We start from the raw sequence: 20,238 nt of genomic DNA, 5'->3' as shown, positions 1-20,238 counted from the left end.
TTGCGATGGATATGAAATAAGTTTTTTAGAGAACCTAATTCATATAAACATATAAACAGCAAATACGGCAAAAATGCCGCATACCGCGTATGCGACATTTTTTTGTACTGAACTACGGCAAAAGTTAACGCCATCAGCTCAAAAAACAAATATAAATATTGAAACATTGTTGTACTTTATTCGCAATAAGGCGGGCAAAGTTTTCCGTGATTCAAGCCGTAACCCGGTCCGCCCTCTCCATCATCATTGGAGTCCTTATCATCGTTATCATTACTATCGTCATCACCTTTTAACTGATCTACGTTTCTGCCGTCTTCCAACTTTGTTGCAACTAATACGACTGTTAAACGGTCATCATATGGTGTTGGTATTACGTCAGCATTATGCACACCAAAATAAATACGTACGCCATCAGCATCATTGTCATTAAATAATGCCTCGACCGCCTTGCGCGGAAACCATACTGATTTCGAATCAAAGTCAGGATCATAATCGCTGGCTACGCCGCTGTCATCACCTTTGCGTATACGCTTTACCGTTTCCTGGTAAGTTTTAATCAGGGTTTCAAGCTGGGCACGGGATACATCAGGCTTTTGAAAATTCTCACTCATAAATATCAATATATAAAATTATAAAAGGGGTTTAAAGGCAATAAAACTACAAAGCATACAAAAAAAGTCCGCACCGTTTTTTCACGGTAATTAAAGCGGTATATCTGCGTACAAAATACCGTTAAGTGGGTATTTTCAATTGATGGGTTCAAACGGATATTTGTAGCAGCAGAGATTTGATATGCGACAGCATGCCGGTCCGTATCAAAAAAAAATAGGGGTATTTTTTCTGCTTATACAAAATCGTCCTCCGTATGTATATACGGAGGATTTTTTTTTGCGCTGAAAGAGATGGAGCAGCGTTACAAACAACTCTACTTGCCGAACGTTATACTGGTACATCTTAAATAAAAAATTTTATGGATAAGTTGGAAATAAAAGGCGGCTGGAATGAGCTGAAAGGAAAGATAAAACAAGCCTACGGCGATCTGACCGATGACGATTTAAAGCACGAGGATGGCAAGGACGATGAAACCCTTGGCCGTTTACAGCAAAAGCTCGGCAAAAGCCGGGAGGATCTGGTAAAATGGATCAACAGCTTATAAAATATCAGCCCCCGTTTACCGGGGGCTTTTTATTAGGAATTGATTATAAAGGCTGCTATTTTGGCATTAAACACATGAATTACTGACACATCAGTATCTATCCCGATTATCAAGCCAGTAAAAAGCCCAAGTTATATAACCCATTATTTTACGGAATGCTTTTTGAATATACCTCAATATAAAAATTTAAGAGATGATGAGTTTAGCTTTTGTAACCGGATTTATAACTTATAATTCCGCTATATTTTTGATGCTTGCCATTGCCGTTATCAGCTTTATTGTGCAGTGGCGTTTTAAGAGCAAATTTAAACAGTACTCTGAAATCGGCCTGCTGTCGGGCCTTTCAGGTGCCGAAATAGCTGAGCGCATGTTGCGTGACCATGGTATAAGCGATGTAAGGATTATATCGGTTGAAGGGCAGTTGACCGACCACTACAACCCGGCTGATAAAACCGTTAACCTGAGCCCTGATGTTTACCACAGCCGTAGCGTTGCCGCAGCAGCTATTGCTGCCCACGAGTGTGGTCACGCTGTGCAACATGCCAAGGCATATAGCTGGTTAACCTTCCGTTCAGCTATGGTGCCGGTAATTAATGTAGCTTCAACGCTTACGCAATGGACGTTAACCATAGGTATATTACTACTGTTTTTCGCGAAAACTCCTTGGGTGCTAGCGATAGGTGTTGCAGCATTAGCCCTGGTTACGCTTTTCAGCTTTATTACGTTGCCCGTCGAGTTTGATGCAAGTAACCGCGCGTTAGCCTGGCTAAATAACAATTATAATGTAATGCAAACCCAGGAAGAACATGCTCAAGCTAAAGATGCTTTGTGGTGGGCAGCCATGACCTATGTAGTAGCCGCATTGAGTGCCTTGGCAACTTTGTTATACTATGCCCAGTTTCTTTTTGGCAGAAGAGACTAATTGAAAATAAAATAAAACGAAAGAGGCTCGCGTTTTGCGAGCCTCTTTCGTTTTATTTTATTTTGGTATAGATTATTTTGAGTTGAACCCGGTAAGGTGAATTTTTACCAAGTAATATTGTACGCCCTGTTGGATAAGCGGTGGCGGCGATGCTCGGTGCCGTATTTGTGGTGCTAAGCGATTCATTTGCCGCGGCAATATAAGTACCATAATCTTTTACCTTGCCGGTGACCAGGTTTTGCAGGTAAGAAGTTAACAGGAACCTGTATTCGTTTTTAACCGGGATGCCGAAATTTCCGCCAAAAAGCAAGCTGAAATTTGCTGACCCGTTGATCATATCTTCAATATAAGTACGCTGTTTAGCCAAGTCAGATTTATACATAGTTAATTTAGGCAACGGGGCATAAGGCGTTAACGTACCATTCTTAGGAACAATAACCAACTCAGCACGGTTTATAACTACATCTTTCGGCAGTGTTTCGGCAATTCTATTAAAGGCTATTTTAACACGCAATCCACCCATGCCTTTAACATAAGCCGTTTGGTTGTTTGATGTATTTGCTAAAGCGGCTTTCACGTTATCGTTATAGTTGTGCTTAATTTCGTTAATATAACGGCTTATAGGCAAACCTACAATGGAGGTATCTTTTGTTGATCCGTTGGTAACCGTTGTGTAAACCGCTATCGAATCACCGGTGGTTAAGGCGATAATGCCGCCGGCTCCTGTGCTTCCGGTGCGGTCAATATTCACATAAAGCCCGCGTGAAAGGTTTTGAAAAGCAAGATTTGATTGTGCGGCTTGCGATGAATTCAACCAGTTGTAAACCAACTCGGTATTTAATTTAACCCGTATCTGCGGAACAACACGTATAGCCGTATCTGCGCCACCATCAACAATCGAGGTAACTCTAATGGTATCATGCGGGCGGGCCAAAAAGGTTTTTGAACCTAAAACCGTGCTTGAGCGCGACCAGGTTTTACTGTTAAAGTAAGTAACGCCCAAAGGTTTTTCATTAAGCTGGTAAACATTAATTTTATAAGTTGACGCTAATGAATCACCGTAAAAACCGGTTGGCGAATATTTAAGCATTAACACAGCCGAATCAACCACAATATTGCCTGTTGGCTTAGTGTAAGCGGTGCCGCCCGGCAGGTTAATATCGGTAATTAATGCGGACTCCGTTGTACCAAGCTCCGGATCATTGAAATATCCAAGGGTTGAGCGGCCCAAATCTGAAACTGCGACAGAATCCTCTAAAACGGTATTCAGCGTTATATTGGTATCAACTATCAGTGTGCCGCTCAATTGATTGTTCTCGTCAACATCCAAACCCACGCCGTCGGGGTTTTTGCAGCTATTTAAAATAAAAAGACTTATCAACAGGGTTAATAAGTCTAATCTGAAAAATCTCATATGTTAAAATATCTTATCCAACTTTATACAACCTGTGCCATTTCTTCGGTGGCAATTTCGTCGTAAAAATTGTAATAATTTTCCACATCCGAAGTGGAATTGTAATCTAAAACAGGTTTATTGCTGTTTTTAACATTATTTAACACTTCCTCCTCAATGTTTTCGGAAGCAAGCACGATACCGTCTGCATAGTGTATGGCGCCTGCGTAAAGTGCCGCGCTGTCTGCAGGTTTGTAAACTTCTGTGTGCGCCTCGGTCATGCCGTTCATTACCGCTTTTTGTGCAAAGTCGGCATTCAACTGCCCGGCAAACTCTTTATCATAAATGGAGTAAACCAGCTTAGAATTTTTAAACGTTGGATCGTCCTTATAAGTGGTTTTCAGGTAAGCCGGCACCAATGCGCTCATCCAGCCGTGGCAATGGATCATGTCAGGCGCCCAGCCAAGTTTTTTAACCGTTTCAAGCGCGCCTTTGCAAAAGAAGATCATGCGCTCATCGTTATCGTCATAAAACTTGCCGTCCTTATCGGTAAACACGTGCTTTCTCTGAAAATACTCTTCGTTATCAAGAAAATATACCTGCATACGTGCTGAAGGTATTGAAGCCACTTTGATGATCAGCGGGTTATCATTATCATTAATAATGATGTTCATGCCCGATAAACGGATCACTTCATGTAGTCGGTTCCTGCGCTCATTAATATTACCGAAACGCGGCATCAGGATACGAATCTCGTAACCTTTATCCTGCATAGCCTGCGGCAAATTACGTACTATTTCAGAAATTTTTGTGAGTTCAAGGAAAGGTGACATTTCATGAGCTATAAACAAAAGCTTAGATTTACCCATCTCTATTATTTGTATTTAGTAAGTATAAGACGTCAAAAAAAATTTTGAGAGTACAAATATACGGATATAATATGAACTATCAATGAATTGCGCAACATAAGTTTGGATATTTTTAATTAATTACTCATTTTCGCCGGATTTTTTAAGCACTTTAACGTATTGAAAAATTTTACCACCAAACAGCTGCTTAGCCAACATTTACATGCTCAAAAAGTCGCCGGCGCTACCATAGGCTTTGTTCCTACAATGGGCGCACTTCATCGAGGGCACCTATCGTTAATAGCGCGTGCAAAGCAGGAATGTGACCTGGTAATTTGCAGCATATTTGTAAACCCCACGCAGTTTAATGACCCTAAGGACCTGGAAAAATATCCTCGCCCTATTGAAGCTGATATAGCAAAACTTGAGCAGGCCGGATGTGATATATTATTTAACCCCGATGTTACCGAAATGTATGCCGGCAATGAGCAATGGCATTTGGATATTGGCGAGCTGGAACATCTGCTAGAAGGCAAGTCGCGCCCGGGGCATTACCAGGGCGTCACGCAGGTGGTATACAAACTATTTAGCATTGTTGAGCCGGATAAGGCTTACTTCGGGCAGAAGGATTTTCAGCAAGTGCTGGTTATCAACCGTATGGTTGAAATGTTGAAGATGCCTGTGCAGGTTGTAATGTGCCCTATTGAACGTGAAAGCGATGGCCTGGCCATGAGCTCGCGCAATGTGCATTTAACGGCTAACGATCGCGAGCGTGCGCTCATTCTATCCAAAACATTGAATCAGGTTAAAAATAATTTTAGCAGTACTGATATAAACACGCTTAAACAGCTGGCTGAAACCGCCGTCAGCATCGAGCCCGGTGTTTTACTTGATTATTTTGAGATCGCCGACGCGGAGACTTTGCATCCGGCCAATCAAAACACCACTAACATTGTTGCATTAGTAGCGGCAAGGGTGGGCGCTACCCGTTTAATTGATAACATGATAATACGTTAGTGCTGCATCAACCCATTGTAAATAATTAACGCACGGCCAACTATTAAACATTTACTAAAATTCAAATCACTAACTTTGCGCCATGATTATTGAGGTGTTAAAATCTAAAATTCACCGGGTAAAGGTCACCCAGGCCGAGCTGAACTACGTGGGCAGTATTACCATTGATGAGGATTTGATGGACGCGGCAAACATAATTGCCAACGAGAAAGTACAGATAGTAAACAATAATAACGGCGCACGCTTTGAAACCTACGTTATCCGTGGTGAGCGCGGCACAGGTACCGTTTGCCTTAACGGCGCCACGGCGCGTTTAGCCCAGGTGGGTGATATCGTGATCATTATGAGCTATGCTTACATGGAACGCGAAGAAGCTAAAGCTTATGAGCCGGTGTTGGTTTTTCCGGATACGGATAATAAGCTGATTAAGTAACTAAACAAATAACCTTCACCAATCATCACATGTATAATAAATCTGCTGTAATCATAGCATTTTTAATACTGTTGTGCAAAGTAACTTTTGCGCAAAACGTTTGGTTTCTTAAAAATGATCGTAGGTTAGTAAATAATAAAGATAGTGCTGATTACATCAGGATTATTAGCGCACCTGACTCGGGCGACGTTTTGTATAACATTACAGAACTATATACCGACAATAAAAAAAAGCTTGTTGGTAAATCATTAAGTGATAAGGGCTTTGTTCCGCAGGGAAAAATACTGACGTATTATTCGAACGGAAAAATTCAAAATATAATTGAATTTTTGAACGGCAAAATATCAGGAGACTTTTATGAATATTTTCCGAACGGCATACTTTACACTCACCGCTATTTTACTACGCCAACAGAATATGCTGACCGAAACAACTTAAAATTTATAAATAATTACAACCTTTTAATATGTAATGATGTAGACGGTACGGCATTAGCAAATGAAGGTTTTGGTTTATATAAAGTTTATACAGAGCGGTTTGACGGCTTATTAGAAGCCGGGCTTGTAAAAAATGGTAAGCGCCAGGGCGATTGGAATGGTGTAGATACAGCATTGAATGTAAGTTATACTGAAAAATATGAAGACGGCCTTTTTATTTCAGGTATGTCTTTTGATAACCTGGGCATAAAGCATACCTATGCGACTCAGGATTTGGTACAGCCCTCTTACACCGGCGGATATGAGGCTTTCATCAAATATCTTCAGCAAAACTTATTATCTACCGCAAAGTCAAAAAATAACAAAACTAACGGACGGGTATTTGTAGAATTCACAGTTGACCTTAGCGGAAGGATTGACTCTGTAAGAACATTGCGATCTCCGAATGAATACCTGTCTGCCGCGGCTGAGCGGGTAATTTTTGATGCACCGGGTTGGAAACCGGCATCAGAGCGGGGAGTGTATCGCAAAGTTAAGCTTACCGTGCCGATAGATTTTGGGCCTGAAAAACTTAAGTTTATAGGCCGGCCAATTGTGAGACAAGCCAAAGCACCTAATGACTGGTTTGAGCAATATCAACCGGGATTTTAGATTTAAATTAAGGCTTAGTTTTTTAGCGATACTTAAAATTAAATAATAAGTTAAAGCCAAACAAATAACAGCTTTTTACTTTCCAACACAGTGCATTATTTTTTAAATTTTTGTCGCTCATTTAATTCAATAAGTTCTATCTTTGCACCCCGACGCTGAAGTCGGTTTTATCCTCGCTTTCAGCGCATAGGAAACAGTCCGGAAATCCAGTCTAAACGGATGAAGGCTATAACTTTAACTTTTTGAATTAAAAAAGCCCTATGCCCAAAAACGCTTCCATCAAATCGGTATTGATTATTGGTTCAGGTCCTATCATTATAGGCCAGGCCTGCGAGTTTGATTACTCAGGCTCACAAGCCGCACTTTCTTTAAAAGAAGAAGGTATTAAGGTAACCATCATTAACAGCAACCCCGCCACCATCATGACGGATAAGGTTATTGCTGATAATGTGTACCTGCTGCCGCTAACCTGCGAAAGCATTGAGCAGATTTTGCAGGAACAGCAAATTGATGCCGTGCTGCCTACCATGGGTGGCCAAACCGCGCTTAACCTTTGTATAAATGCCGACGAACAAGGCATTTGGGAAAAATACAATGTTAAGATAATTGGTGTGGATATTGCCGCTATCGAGAAAACCGAGAACCGCGAGGCCTTCCGCCAACTGATGGTTGACATTGGCGTAGGCGTAGCTACCTCAAAAATTGCCAACTCATTTTTAGAGGGTAAAGAGGCCGCGCAACAAATTGGCTTCCCGCTGGTAATACGTCCAAGCTATACCCTGGGTGGTAAAGGCGCAGGCTTTGTACACAAAAAGGAAGATTTTGACGCTGCCCTTAGCCGTGGCCTGCAAGCATCACCAACTCACGAGGTTTTGGTTGAGCAGGCAGTGTTAGGCTGGAAAGAATATGAGCTGGAGCTGCTGCGCGACAGCCGCGACAACGTGATCATCATTTGTTCTATCGAGAACTTTGACCCTATGGGTATCCACACCGGCGACTCCATCACCGTGGCCCCTGCCATGACGCTTAGCGACCGCTGCTACCAGGAGATGCGTAACCAAGCCATCAAAATGATGCGCGCCATTGGCAACTTTGCCGGTGGATGTAACGTACAGTTCTCGGTTAACCCGGCTAATGAGGAGATCATCGCCATCGAGATCAACCCGCGTGTATCACGTTCATCGGCCCTGGCATCAAAAGCTACAGGTTACCCAATCGCTAAAATTGCCGCTAAGCTGGCCATCGGTTATAATCTGGATGAGATAGAAAACCAGATCACCAAAACTACTTCGGCCTACTTTGAGCCAACGCTGGATTATGTGATCGTAAAGATACCGCGCTGGAACTTTGATAAATTCAAGGGTGCTAACCGCGAACTCGGCCTGCAAATGAAATCAGTAGGCGAGGTAATGGGCATCGGCCGTACCTTTATTGAGGCCCTGCAAAAGGCTTGTCAAAGTTTGGAAATCGGTCGTGCCGGTTTAGGTGCCGACGGTCGCCAGAGCCGCAACCTTGATGAGATTATGCACAGCCTTGAGCACCCAAGCTGGGACAGGCTGTTCCACATATACGATGCATTAAGCCTCGGCGTGCCGATTGAATCGGTACGTAAAGCTACCAAGATTGACCGCTGGTTCCTGAACCAGATACAAGAGGTAGTAAGCATGGAAAATGAGCTGCGCCGTTACTCCCTGAACAACATTCCTGAAGATTTCTTTTACACGCTGAAACAAAAAGGCTTCTCAGACGCGCAAATAGCTTACGTGCTGACGAACACTACCGAAGAGGATGTGTACCAGCGCCGCAAGCAACTGGGTATACGCCGTGTATACAAAATGGTTGATACCTGCGCTGCCGAGTTCCCTGCCAAAACACCTTACTACTACTCAACCTACGAGGGCGAAAATGAGTCGGTAGTGAGCGATAAGAAAAAAATCATTGTATTAGGATCAGGCCCTAACCGAATTGGCCAGGGTATCGAGTTTGATTATAGCTGCGTGCATGGCCTGCTTGCAGCAAAAGAAGCCGGTTTTGAGGCTATCATGGTTAACTGTAACCCCGAAACCGTGTCAACCGACTTCAACATGGCCGATAAGCTGTATTTTGAACCGGTATTCTGGGAGCACGTACGCGAGATTATCGATTTGGAGCAACCTTACGGCGTGATTGTACAGCTAGGTGGCCAAACAGCCCTTAAAATGGCTGAAAAGCTGCACGAGCACGGCATCCGCATCATCGGTACCTCATTTGATAACATGGATATTGCTGAGGACCGTGGCCGTTTCTCAGACATGTTAAAGGATCTTGATATTCCATATCCGAAATACGGCGTTGCCGAAAGTGCTGAGGAAGCGCTTGAAGTTGCCCACCATGTTGGTTATCCGGTACTGGTACGCCCAAGCTACGTATTAGGCGGCCAGGGCATGAGCATCGTAATCAACGATGAAGATCTGGAAAAAGCGGTAGTAAGCTTGCTGAAAAACCTGCCGGGCAACCGCGTACTGATCGATCACTTCCTTGACCGTGCTGCCGAAGCAGAGTCTGACTCTATAAGCGATGGCGATGATGTACATATCATTGGTTTGATGGAACACATTGAGCCTGCCGGTATCCACTCAGGCGATTCATACGCTGTATTGCCACCGTTTGATTTGTCAGACAATGTGATCAAACAAATGGAAGACTATACCGAAAAGCTGGCCAAAGCACTTAACGTGCGCGGCTTGCTGAACATACAGTTTGCCATTAAGGATGAAAAGGTATACGTGATAGAGGCTAACCCGCGTGCGTCGCGTACGGTGCCTTTCATCGCGAAAGCTTACGATGTGCCGTACATCAACATCGCCGCTAAAGTAATGATGGGGGTAAACAAGCTGAAAGACTTTACCATCGTTCGTAAACCAAAAGGTTACGCCATTAAAGAGCCGGTATTCTCGTACGATAAATTCCCGGAAGTGGCTAAAGAGCTTGGCCCTGAAATGAAGTCGACAGGTGAGGCGATACGCTTTATCCCTGATCTGCAAGACCCTTACTTCAGGCATTTGTATAAAGAGAAATCAATGTATTTAAGTAAATAACGGTTTCTCCCGATTTTAGGACTTGTTCTTTAATTAATGGATCATAAGTTAATACAACTAAAAAACGTCGATCGCGAGGATATTCATGACGTTATACAAAAGATAGAAAGATCGTTCGGGATAACCTTTAACCCGGACGATTTTCAAAATGTTAGTACCATTGGTGATCTTTGTAACCTTGTTCATAGTAAATTAAAGCTTGAACACCTTGACACTTGTACCACCCAGCATGCTTTTTACATGCTGCGCAACGCCATCACCACGTCAACTACTATTGACCGGTGCGCCATCAATACCAACACCTGCCTTAAGGATGTATTTCCGGAAGAGGAAAGGTTACAGCTTGTGGCCGATATAGAGCAGGAAATGGGCTTGCGCTTAAATGTATTACAGCCAAAAGACGCTGTAATATTTGGGCTCGCCGCTTTATTCATACTATCGTTAGTTGCTACCTATTTTAATTGGCAGATAGGCATGGCCGGTTTAACTGCCTTTGCCGCCGGATCATACATGGCTATAAAACGCGGTAAACAATTAGCTGTTAAAACGGTAGGCCAGCTGGCTGAGAAGATAGCCCGCGAACACTACCTGAAGTGCCGCCGTGATGCCGCAACGGTTAACCGTAAAGAGGTTAATCAAAAAATACGTGAACTTTTCCAGCATGATCTGGATCTCGACGCTTCCGTATTAAAATCAGGCGCCTCATTTAACTGATAACTATAAAAGAAGCCCTTGAATTTGATTCAAGGGCTTCTTTTATTTATAGACCATCAGGCCTTTAACTTCAAAATTAATGGCTTTGCTCATTTTTGAGGTGGTGCTGTAATTAATGGCATCACCCGCGAAGTGTTGCTGGTCATCGGCGGTAAATTCTCGCTTGGCTACGCCGCTTATAATTACTACACGGCCTTTGATTTGTTTAGGTAAAGTAACGTTAAAATCTCTGAAGTGCGCGTAAATAGGCATTCCATTGCTTGCATGTATAACAAACCAGCCCCCCTTTTCTTCCGTTACCTTTTCCACGGTACCCTTAACAGAGGTGGTTATCCGTTTCTTTTCTCCCATAAAACTTTGCAGTTTATCCGCTTCAATGGCGTTGGATGTGTCTGATTTAATTCCGAAAACCATACCATGAGGCAAAGCCACCTTTTGCGCGAAAGATTGAGAAGCCGCGGTAACCAATAGTATCGATAAAAGTAAATGCCATGCTTTCATGCTTATGATAACAACACGAGGGAATGATGGTTTTATTTGGCTTTATGATCGTAACTAATTACACGGGCAATTTTCCATCCGTCATCATCATCCTGCTTCCAGATGTGTACAAAGCGGGCGGTGTAGATCAGCTTACGTTCACCATTGGTTACTTTATAAAACCTGCTCATACCGGTTTCAACAGCGCCGTAAAAATCCAACGGATAAACCTGGGCGCTAACCAAAACACGCTCCATTCCGCCATTTTCACACATTGATTTCATTGACTTCATCAGATCACGCCTTGAAGATGTGTAGCCGGTACGGTCATTAAAAAACTCTACATCGCCGTCAAAGTAATCCTCAAATTTTTCCAGGTCGCATTTGTTATAGGCATCAAATACTTGCTTATCCAGGTTGATAATGGTGCTGTATAAAGTTTTCCCGGCCGATGCCTTAGATAATTGTGCGATGGATTGGCTATTTATCAGGATAAATACAAAGCTGAAAGTAAAAAAAATAACGCGTTTCATAGTTAAATGTAAATGAGCATTTAATATTCATCAACGTTGTTTGTTTGCAGTTGTTGTAAATCTGAACGGCGTTTATCCAAACAAAAGCGTAAACACCTCTTCAATATTGCCCACCGTTTTTACGTCAATTGTATATCTTGAAAAGTCGATACGCTTTTTATCGCCCGCTTTCGGCAGGTTGTATTTGGAAATGAATATTTGCTCAAAGCCAAGTTTCTGCGCTTCGGCAATACGCTGCTCTACCCGGTTAACCGCCCGTATCTCGCCCGACAATCCTATCTCCCCGGCAAAGCACACCTTGGTAGCTATTGGGATATCCTCATGTGAGGATATAATAGCCGCTGCAAGCCCCAGGTCAATAGCCGGGTCTTCTACCCGTATGCCGCCGGTAATGTTCAGGAACACGTCCTTAGCCCCCAAGCGGAAGCCACAGCGCTTTTCGAGCACGGCAAGCAGCATATTCATGCGTTTGGTATCAAAGCCCGTGGCGGTACGCTGTGGTGTGCCATACGGCGATGTACTTACCAACGCCTGGGTTTCTATCAGCATAGGGCGCATGCCTTCCAGCGTGGCTGATATGGTTACACCGCTCAAGGGTTCATCTCGCTGTGATAATAGTATCTCTGATGGATTTGAAACTTCACGCAAACCTTCGCCCAACATCTCGTATATCCCCAACTCTGATGCCGAGCCGAAGCGATTTTTAACCGCTCGCAAAATGCGGTATACATGGTGCCTGTCGCCTTCAAACTGTAAAACGGTATCAACCATATGCTCCAGTATCTTGGGGCCGGCTATCATGCCGTCTTTTGTAATATGCCCTATTAGGAAAACAGGCGTAGAGGTTTCCTTTGCAAAACGCAGCAACTCCGCCGTACACTCACGTACTTGCGATACGCTACCGGGCGTTGACTCAATATGCGCCGAATGGAGCGTTTGTATTGAATCAATTACCACCAATTCAGGTTCCAGTTGTTCTATCTGCTTAAATATGTTTTGAGTTGAGGTTTCGGTCAGTATATAAGCGCCCTTACCCACCTGATTAGCGGCTCCCCCTTCAGGGGGTTGGGGGGCTGTCAATCGTTCCGCCCGCATTTTTATCTGCCTGTCGCTTTCCTCGCCCGATACATAGAGTACTTTGAGGTTAGGCATATTAAGCGCCAGCTGCAACATCAAGGTTGATTTACCTATGCCGGGCTCGCCGCCTATCAATACCAGCGATCCGGCTACGATGCCGCCGCCCAGCACCCGGTTAAACTCGGCATCCGGTGTTAGCAGGCGGTGTTCTTCACTAAAGGTTATCTCTGACACCGGCACCGGCTTGTTAGCACGTTGCAGGCTGGTTGAAGGGTTGGCTTTCCAATCGGGTACCGAGGCATTATTCTTTTCCAATATCTCCTCGGCAAAAGTATTCCACTGTCCGCATGAGGGGCATTTACCCAGCCATTTGGGAGATTCGTAGCCACAGCTCTGGCAAAAGTAAGCGATCCTGGTTTTAGCCATTTGATTTAGATGTGCTGATTACAGACTTGCAAATGTGCGGATTTGTTTTGAGATAGCACGATAAAATGCTAAAATATTTGGCAATTCAACTTGATAATAAAAAAAATGCAGATGCTTTTTCAAACATCTGCATTTTATAATCGGCGCCTGGCGCTGTTATAGTTTAATTTCCTCATCCTTTGATGAGAAAAAGCGGAACTCGGTGATCTGATACGCCGGATTGCTTTTAACTTTAATCCATTGTTTGTACTTAAAGTACCATTTCATCTGGCGCGTATAAAGGCCTTTTTTAATGTAAGCCTCAATGTAAGGGTGCACGCAAAGCGTAATGTCTTTTTCATTTTGCTCAAGCAGGATGTAGTTGAAATTATTTTCAATATCATCCAACAGCAAAATGCTTGGGCGTATAGCCCCTGTGCCGTGGCAGGTTGGGCACACCTCGCTGGTAACAATGTTCATTTCGGGGCGTACACGCTGACGTGTAATCTGCACCAAACCAAACTTGCTCGGCGGCAATATGGTATGCTTTGCCCTGTCATGCGCCATTTCGCCGCGCAGGTAATCAAACAGCTCCTTGCGGTTAAGCGGCTTGTGCATATCAATAAAATCGATCACCACAATACCACCCATATCGCGCAGGCGCAATTGCCTGGCTATTTCGCGAGCAGCTTCTTTGTTAACCTGTAAGGCATTCTCCTCCTGGTTCTCTTTATTGGCCGTACGGTTACCGCTGTTCACGTCAATAACGTGCAGCGCCTCGGTATGCTCAATAACCAGGTAAGCGCCCCCGGCAAGGTTTACTGTTTTACCAAAAGCCCCCTTAATCTGCTTTTCAATGCCATAATGCTCAAATATCGGGTCGCGGTGCTTGTGCAGGCGAACAATGTTCTCCAGATCCGGAGATATTTCATGTACGTAAGATTTTACTTCTTCGTACATGCCGTTATCATTCACATATATGCTCTGAAAATCAGAGTTCAATATGTCCCTCAATATCGTTGAGGTACGGTCTATCTCGCCCAGTATTTTTTTGGACGGCTCAACCGAAGGGAGTTTGGTTATCAGCGTTTCCCACTTGGCTATCAGGTCAAGCAGGTCCTTTTGCATTTCTGTTACACCCTTACCCTCAGACACTGTGCGTATAATTACGCCGAAGTGCTTGGGTTTAATGCTTTCAACAATTTTGCGTAAACGCTGGCGTTCGGTATTGCTTTTTATTTTTTTAGAGATGGATATCACCTCCGAAAAAGGAACCAGCACCACGTAACGCCCGGCAATTGACAGATCAGCACTTAAGCGCGGGCCTTTCGTTGAAATTGGCTCCTTAGCAATCTGTACCGGCAGCAATTGCCCCTTTGTTAAAATCTCAGATATCTTACCACCTTTATTAATGTCAGCCTCAAGTTTTAGATGATCTAAAAGCTTTGACTGGTAACCCCCGCTACGTACCTGTTTGGTTAGCTTTAACAGGCTTTGCACCTGTGGCCCCAAATCAAGATAATGCAAAAAGGCATCCTTCTCATATCCAACATCAACAAAAGCTGCATTCAGCCCGGGCATTATCTTTTTGATTTTACCCAGGTAAATATCACCAACGGTATAGTTGTTGGTGGTTTGCTCTTTGTGAAGTTCTACGAGTTGTTTATCCTGTAATAATGCAATGGTAGCTCCGCTGGGGGACGAATCGATAATTAATTCTTTTATCAATTGCTACTCCATTTCTTAATGCGGCTATGGTATAACCGCGGGATTAATAAGAAGGTAAAAAACAACACATAAAAACAGCCCGCACAATGGCGGGCTATAAGCTGTTAATACAGCTTATTTCTTTTTATGCCTGTTTTTTCTTAAACGCTTTTTACGTTTGTGGGTGGCCATTTTGTGTCTTTTACGTTTTTTTCCGCTTGGCATAATTTTAATGTTTTTTAAAAATGATTAATTAATTTAATTCCTTTATGTACTCATCAATGCGCTGCCCAAAAGCTGGGTCAGGCATCATTGTTTTACACTTGGTATAAGCCTCAATAGCCTCTTTTTTACGGCCAAGCTGTTTGTAGCTCTCGGCCAGGTAAAAATATGGTTCAAGCTCGGGCTTTTGTGCAATAACTGTTTTAAAACGCTCAACCGCTTTTTCAAACTGGCCTGATTTCATAGAGAAAACGCCCAGATTTAGATTTGCACTGCGATTGGTTGGGTCCTGCTTTACCACTTCAAGCAACAGGCTTATACCGGCCATAGGGCTGGGCGCACCACCGTTTACATAAGCTATACCCAAACCGGTTTTAGCATCCAGGTTGTCCGGAGCCAACTGGCGGGCCTGCTCAAAGCACTGTACAGCGTTTGTTAGATACGTTGGCTGAGCAGTGGTATCCTGGGTAAGCTTGTATGCATCATTAAAGTGGTTACCGGCTGTTATCCAGGCATCGGCGGTTTTTTCACTTTCAGCAACGGATTTATAATAAAAAGCAGCCGGCCCGGGTTGGTTTACATCATCCCACTTGGTAGCCAGCTGTTTTTCTATATCCTTTTTAGCGTCGCCATCAGCGGCTTTAAGCTTGCCTTCCAATTCGGTAATCGGGGCTGCAAGCGATTGGCCTATGGCGCTTTTGGCTGTTTCTGACACCTGCTCAACGCTCAAAAAATTGGCCTGAGCCTGTGCAGCAGGGGCGGCTGCCTTGGTATCAGCATGATTGGCATCCTCAGCCTTTTGCAAACCCTTAACAGGTTGTACGTACAAATAGCCCACAATAGCGAGTACTGCTATAATTAAAACTATTTGTGGCTTTTTCATTGGGCTGGGTGCTTATTGAATTATTTGCTTGCTTTTGCAGTTTTGTTGCCGCTTTTTACTTTTTCAACAAAAGTTTTTGCCGGCTTAAAGCTTGGCACAAAGTGCTCAGGAATGATTATGGCAGTATTTTTTGAAATATTACGCGCTGTTTTCTTAGCTCTTTTTTTAACAACGAAACTACCGAAACCTCTAACGTAAACATTCTCGCCGGCAACCATTGAGCCTTTTACTACTTTAAAAAACGCCTCAACAGTTTCCTGTACATCAACTTTCTCAATACCTGTCTTAGATGAGATTTCAGCTATGATTTCTGCCTTAGTCATATCTTATTTTTCTTTAAAATTTTTTATAAATACTTAACTGTTTTGGGGTTGCAAAAGTATCGCTTTATTGGCAAACTCTAAAATAATTAGTGTATTTTTTTTGTTCGTTGCAAAACCGTGATGAAAAAAGCGCATCAACCACATTTGCTGCCTATTTTTGAGGTTATGAATTTTGCCGATGAATTGCTTAACTGGTACCAGCAAAACAAGCGCGACCTGCCCTGGCGCAACACAACCGACGCTTATACCATATGGCTATCTGAAATAATATTGCAGCAAACCCGTGTAGAGCAAGGCATGCCTTACTTCCATCGTTTTTTAGAGCGTTTTCCGGATGTGCGCAGCTTTGCCGCGGCAACCGAGGATGAGGTGCTTAAGCTGTGGCAAGGGCTTGGCTATTACTCGCGCGGGCGCAACATGCTTAAAACAGCGCAGCAGGTTGAGCAGGAATACGGCGGCGTTTTTCCGACAGATTATAATACACTGATCAAACTCAAAGGCATTGGCGAATATACCGCGGCGGCCATATCATCGTTCTCCGCCAATGAGCACCGTGCTGTTGTTGATGGTAACGTCTACCGGGTGCTCGCCCGCTACTTTGGCATCAGCGAACCGGTTAATTCGCCCAAATCAAAAAAGACTTTTCAGGAGCTTGCAGACAGTTTAATTAATAAGAAAAACCCGGCGCTGCATAATCAGGCCATGATGGAATTCGGCGCGCTGCTTTGCAAACCTAAAAACCCCGGATGCGGCATTTGCCCCGTAAGGCTTGGTTGCTATGCATTTAAGCACAACGCAACAACCAATTTACCCGTAAAACTAAAAACGGTTAAAAGTAAGGAACGCTACCTGAACTACTTTTTAGTTACTGATGGCAAAACTTTGCTGATGAACAAGCGGGGAGATAATGACATATGGGCCAATATGTATGACCTGCCGTTGCTGGAAACCAATGGCTTAATTTCTGTAGAAGAGGCGCTTAACTCATCCGAGATACAATATGCTTTTGGCGAAAACGTTAAAGCGGAATACGTATCGCCAATTAATAAACATATACTTACGCATCAAAAACTATTTGTTAGGTTAATAAAATTAAGCGACTATCAGGTTAAATTAGAACAAAAATGGTTTTATACAGAGGTAGAAAATTTGAGCAATCTTGCACTGCCTAAAATCATTTTTATATTTCTAAAATATTTTTTTAATTTGTAGAAGAATTTTGCGTTAATTTAAACCATGTCTGGAATAAACAAAGTAATACTAATTGGGCATTTAGGTAAAGACCCCGAAATACGATATTTGGAAGGAGGTGTATCAGTAGTAAGCTTCCCCCTTGCCACCTCCGAAACCTTTAATAAAGACGGAAAAAAAATTGAACAAACAGAGTGGCATAACATTGTTATGTGGCGAAGCCTTGCCGACGTGGCTGCAAAATATTTGCAAAAGGGCAAGCTGGTTTACATAGAAGGAAAGCTGCGTACCCGCTCTTTTGAGGATAAGGAGGGCATAAAAAAATACACTACTGAGGTAGTGGCCGAAAACTTTACCATGCTTGGTCGCAAAAGTGATTTTGAAACGGACAACCAGGCCAACGGACGCGCAATTAAAACAGATGGCGCCGCCGATTACAATACTGCTGACGAAACGGACGATCTGCCTTTCTGACCAGCAATAAACTTATTATTAGAAAGAGAAAGCCCGGCTGTATTGCACAACCGGGCTTTATTATGTAAAAGGCTGGCTACTATCTGCCACCCGGAGGGCAATGCTCCTTTAAGTATTTGGTATATAGCGTACGCAGGTGCAACCCGGTACCTGGCCCTTCTGATATAGAGTGTGTACGGTTAGGGTACGACATTAGCTGGAATTGCTTGTTATATTTAATTAACTCGTTTATCAGCAACTCAGCGTTATTGTAGTGCACGTTATCATCACCTGTGCCATGAATGTACAATAAATTACCCTGCAGGTTTTTGGCGTTGGTAATAGGCGACCCTTTTATAAACGGCTCACGGCCGGCATCATCAGTTGGAACGCCCATGTAGCGCTCCTGGTAAATATTGTCATAAGTAAGTTGGTAGCCTACGGCTGCCACCGCTATACCGGTTTTATAGATTTCAGGATACTGGAACATCAGGTTTAATGTTGATGAACCACCACCACTCCATCCCCAAACAGCCACGCGGCTGCTGTCGATGTAGTTCCATTTTAATATTTCTTTTGCCGCCAGCGCCTGGTCGCGGATATTCAGCACACCGATGTTTTTATAGATAGCCTTGCGCCACTCACGGCCACGCGGAGCCGGTGCACCACGGTTATCCATTGAGATATACACATAGCCGTCGGCAGCCATATCACCGGTGTACATACCATTATGGCCGGCGCCGTACACATCTTTAGCTGTTTGTGAAGCCGGTTCGCCATAAACATAAAATACAACCGGGTATTTTTTAGTCGGATCAAAGTTATTAGGCTTTTTTACCCAACCTTTAATATCAACGCCCTCAGATGTTTTTACCGTGAAGAATTCAACTGGGTTTTTGGCATCGGTTACCGGTTTAATAGCATTGCCTGTTAAGTGCTTATGATCGGGCAGGCTAATGGTTTCGCTCTGGTAAGGCGTGTTGGAATTAGAAAAATTGTGCATAGCCATGGTGCCGTTCGGCGAAATGGCATAGCCATGCGTGCCAGATTGATCTGCAGGGGTTAATCGCTCAGCCTTGCCACCGCTTAGCTTAACGCGGTACAGGTAAGCCTGGTTAGGGTTGTCAGGCGAAGCAATGAAATAAATAAAGCCTGACGGTTCATCAATAAGCGATACGCTCATAACATCATAGTTACCCTTAGTAATTAGCTTTTGCTTACCATCAAGCCCGATACGGTACAGGTGGTTCCAGCCATCTTTCTCGCTGGCCCAAACAAACTCTTTGCCTTTGTTCAGCCAATCCCAGCCGGTAGCCTCTTCTTTAGCATTGATCCAGGCTTTGTCCGTTTCGTTATAGATAACTTTTGCTGTGTTGCTCGATACTTTGGCTACATATAATTTACTTTCGTTTTGAGCGCGGTTAAGCTGCTGCAGGATAATTTCATCCGGGTTACTGGTGTATTCCATACGCGGAATATAATGCTGCACGTTGTCGCCCGGGATGTTAAGCCATTTAGTTTGCGCGGTAGCAATGTCAACCACACCTATCTTGCATGAGCTTGGGTCCTGACCCGCCGTCGGATATTCAACGGGCACTACATAGGAGTACACCATACTGTCGGTTGTGTTCAGCATCAGGTAGTTTTTTATCTTGCGGGCATCAATTTGCCAGTAGGCGATTGATTTACCGTCAGGCGACCAGCGGAAACCATCCCGGCAGTCAAACTCCTCCTCATAAACCCAATCAAAAGTACCGTTAATCAAACGGTCGGTACCATCAGTAGTAAGCGCCTTGATGGTGTTGGTAGCCAGGTCTTCTACATACACATTATGGCCGCTTACGTAAGCTACCTTGCTGGCATCCGGAGAGAATTTAGCGAACATTAATGATGATTCCGGTTTACCCTTGCCTAATTGCTTCAGGCTTTTTGCGGCAACATCATACACCCAGTAATCGCCGCGGGTATCATAACGCCAAACACGTTTGGTGTTGGTGTTGATGAGTATTTTTTTACCGTCGTCAGTAATTTTAAACCGGCGGATGCTGATAGGTTTTTGCCCGGCGGGGGTAAGGTCCTGCGCGGTGGCTATTACCGTTTTCTTATTGGCATCACGCACGTCAAATTCGGCAATGCCACCCTCAAAAGTTTTGTAATAACGGTATCCGTCCTTAGCCCAGTTAGTGCCGCTCCCGAATTGTGCCTGTGCGCCCTGCCATGCTACCGACAGTATAAACGCCATAAACACAACGGGTAAATAGTAAAATTTACGCTTCATGTAAGTTTTGTTTGGTCAATTAATTTAAATCGGGTAAT

General features: G+C 43.7%; 19 protein-coding genes. 9 read left to right on the top strand and 10 right to left on the bottom strand.

Annotated features, from left to right (window positions below; translation table 11 throughout):
* Positions 1–176: 176 nt before the first annotated feature.
* Positions 177–611, bottom strand: coding sequence for a hypothetical protein (locus ABD960_RS19380; protein WP_345333885.1), 435 nt, complete (start codon positions 609–611; stop codon positions 177–179).
* 359 nt (positions 612–970) lie between these two features.
* On the opposite strand from ABD960_RS19380, the gene ABD960_RS19375 reads away from it, so the two are divergent.
* Together ABD960_RS19375 and ABD960_RS19370 are read left to right on the top strand one after the other, a co-directional pair.
* Positions 971–1,156 (top strand): CsbD family protein, encoded by a 186-nt coding sequence (locus ABD960_RS19375; RefSeq protein ID WP_345333883.1) that lies wholly within the window; start codon positions 971–973, stop codon positions 1,154–1,156.
* Positions 1,157–1,349: 193 nt separating this feature from the next.
* Entirely contained in the window at positions 1,350–2,078 is a 729-nt protein-coding gene (locus ABD960_RS19370) for a zinc metallopeptidase (RefSeq protein ID WP_345333881.1), read from the top strand.
* Positions 2,079–2,130: 52 nt separating this feature from the next.
* Here ABD960_RS19370 and ABD960_RS19365 read toward each other — a convergent pair whose 3' ends face one another.
* Together ABD960_RS19365 and ABD960_RS19360 are read right to left on the bottom strand one after the other, a co-directional pair.
* Positions 2,131–3,492: a DUF4270 family protein gene (locus tag ABD960_RS19365; protein WP_345333879.1), complete on the bottom strand. Its 1,362-nt coding sequence runs from the start codon at positions 3,490–3,492 to the stop codon at positions 2,131–2,133.
* A gap of 23 nt (positions 3,493–3,515) precedes the next feature.
* Positions 3,516–4,340, bottom strand: a complete 825-nt coding sequence (locus ABD960_RS19360; protein ID WP_345333877.1) for a glycogen/starch synthase — start codon at positions 4,338–4,340, stop codon at positions 3,516–3,518.
* 159 nt (positions 4,341–4,499) lie between these two features.
* Between ABD960_RS19360 and panC the strand changes: the two genes are divergently transcribed.
* From panC to ABD960_RS19335, 5 genes are all read left to right on the top strand, one after another.
* Positions 4,500–5,336, top strand: a complete 837-nt coding sequence (gene panC, locus ABD960_RS19355; protein WP_345333875.1) for a pantoate--beta-alanine ligase — start codon at positions 4,500–4,502, stop codon at positions 5,334–5,336.
* Positions 5,337–5,418: 82 nt separating this feature from the next.
* Positions 5,419–5,769 (top strand): aspartate 1-decarboxylase, encoded by a 351-nt coding sequence (gene panD / locus ABD960_RS19350; RefSeq protein ID WP_228953053.1) that lies wholly within the window; start codon positions 5,419–5,421, stop codon positions 5,767–5,769.
* 29 nt (positions 5,770–5,798) lie between these two features.
* Positions 5,799–6,857, top strand: coding sequence for a TonB family protein (locus ABD960_RS19345; RefSeq protein ID WP_345333871.1), 1,059 nt, complete (start codon positions 5,799–5,801; stop codon positions 6,855–6,857).
* Between the two features lie 260 nt (positions 6,858–7,117).
* The gene (gene carB, locus ABD960_RS19340; RefSeq protein ID WP_345333869.1) at positions 7,118–9,934 is read left to right on the top strand and encodes a carbamoyl-phosphate synthase large subunit; all 2,817 of its coding nucleotides are present in this window, start codon (positions 7,118–7,120) and stop codon (positions 9,932–9,934) included.
* Between the two features lie 36 nt (positions 9,935–9,970).
* Positions 9,971–10,648, top strand: coding sequence for an acyl carrier protein (locus tag ABD960_RS19335; RefSeq protein WP_345333867.1), 678 nt, complete (start codon positions 9,971–9,973; stop codon positions 10,646–10,648).
* A gap of 42 nt (positions 10,649–10,690) precedes the next feature.
* On the opposite strand, the gene ABD960_RS19330 is transcribed toward ABD960_RS19335, so the two are convergent.
* The 6 genes from ABD960_RS19330 to ABD960_RS19300 form a co-directional block, all read right to left on the bottom strand.
* On the bottom strand, positions 10,691–11,149 hold the full coding sequence (locus ABD960_RS19330; protein WP_345333865.1) for a DUF4920 domain-containing protein: 459 nt from the start codon (positions 11,147–11,149) through the stop codon (positions 10,691–10,693).
* Positions 11,150–11,181: 32 nt separating this feature from the next.
* On the bottom strand, positions 11,182–11,661 hold the full coding sequence (locus ABD960_RS19325) for a nuclear transport factor 2 family protein (protein WP_345333863.1): 480 nt from the start codon (positions 11,659–11,661) through the stop codon (positions 11,182–11,184).
* 72 nt (positions 11,662–11,733) lie between these two features.
* Positions 11,734–13,164, bottom strand: a complete 1,431-nt coding sequence (radA, locus tag ABD960_RS19320; RefSeq protein ID WP_345333861.1) for a DNA repair protein RadA — start codon at positions 13,162–13,164, stop codon at positions 11,734–11,736.
* A 156-nt stretch (positions 13,165–13,320) separates the two neighbouring features.
* Positions 13,321–14,871, bottom strand: coding sequence for an Rne/Rng family ribonuclease (locus ABD960_RS19315; RefSeq protein ID WP_345333859.1), 1,551 nt, complete (start codon positions 14,869–14,871; stop codon positions 13,321–13,323).
* A 232-nt stretch (positions 14,872–15,103) separates the two neighbouring features.
* Positions 15,104–15,955 carry a tetratricopeptide repeat protein gene (locus tag ABD960_RS19305; protein WP_345333856.1) on the bottom strand — a complete coding sequence of 284 codons (852 nt, stop codon included), beginning with the start codon at positions 15,953–15,955 and terminating at the stop codon, positions 15,104–15,106.
* 20 nt (positions 15,956–15,975) lie between these two features.
* The gene (locus ABD960_RS19300; RefSeq protein ID WP_345333854.1) at positions 15,976–16,278 is read right to left on the bottom strand and encodes an HU family DNA-binding protein; all 303 of its coding nucleotides are present in this window, start codon (positions 16,276–16,278) and stop codon (positions 15,976–15,978) included.
* A gap of 120 nt (positions 16,279–16,398) precedes the next feature.
* Between ABD960_RS19300 and mutY the strand changes: the two genes are divergently transcribed.
* Positions 16,399–17,490, top strand: a complete 1,092-nt coding sequence (gene mutY / locus ABD960_RS19295; RefSeq protein ID WP_345333852.1) for an A/G-specific adenine glycosylase — start codon at positions 16,399–16,401, stop codon at positions 17,488–17,490.
* Between the two features lie 24 nt (positions 17,491–17,514).
* A complete protein-coding gene (locus ABD960_RS19290; RefSeq protein ID WP_345333850.1) occupies positions 17,515–17,943 on the top strand; it encodes a single-stranded DNA-binding protein in 429 nt (142 codons plus the stop codon).
* Between the two features lie 79 nt (positions 17,944–18,022).
* Here the strand turns inward: ABD960_RS19290 and ABD960_RS19285 are convergent, their stop codons facing one another.
* Positions 18,023–20,200, bottom strand: coding sequence for a S9 family peptidase (locus tag ABD960_RS19285; protein WP_345333848.1), 2,178 nt, complete (start codon positions 20,198–20,200; stop codon positions 18,023–18,025).
* Positions 20,201–20,238: the final 38 nt, after the last annotated feature.

It is taken from the genome of Mucilaginibacter defluvii, from assembly GCF_039543225.1.
Taxonomy (GTDB): domain Bacteria; phylum Bacteroidota; class Bacteroidia; order Sphingobacteriales; family Sphingobacteriaceae; genus Mucilaginibacter; species Mucilaginibacter defluvii.
The sequence above is the reverse complement of the archived record's forward strand: the minus strand, read 5'-3'. Positions and strand labels throughout refer to the sequence as shown.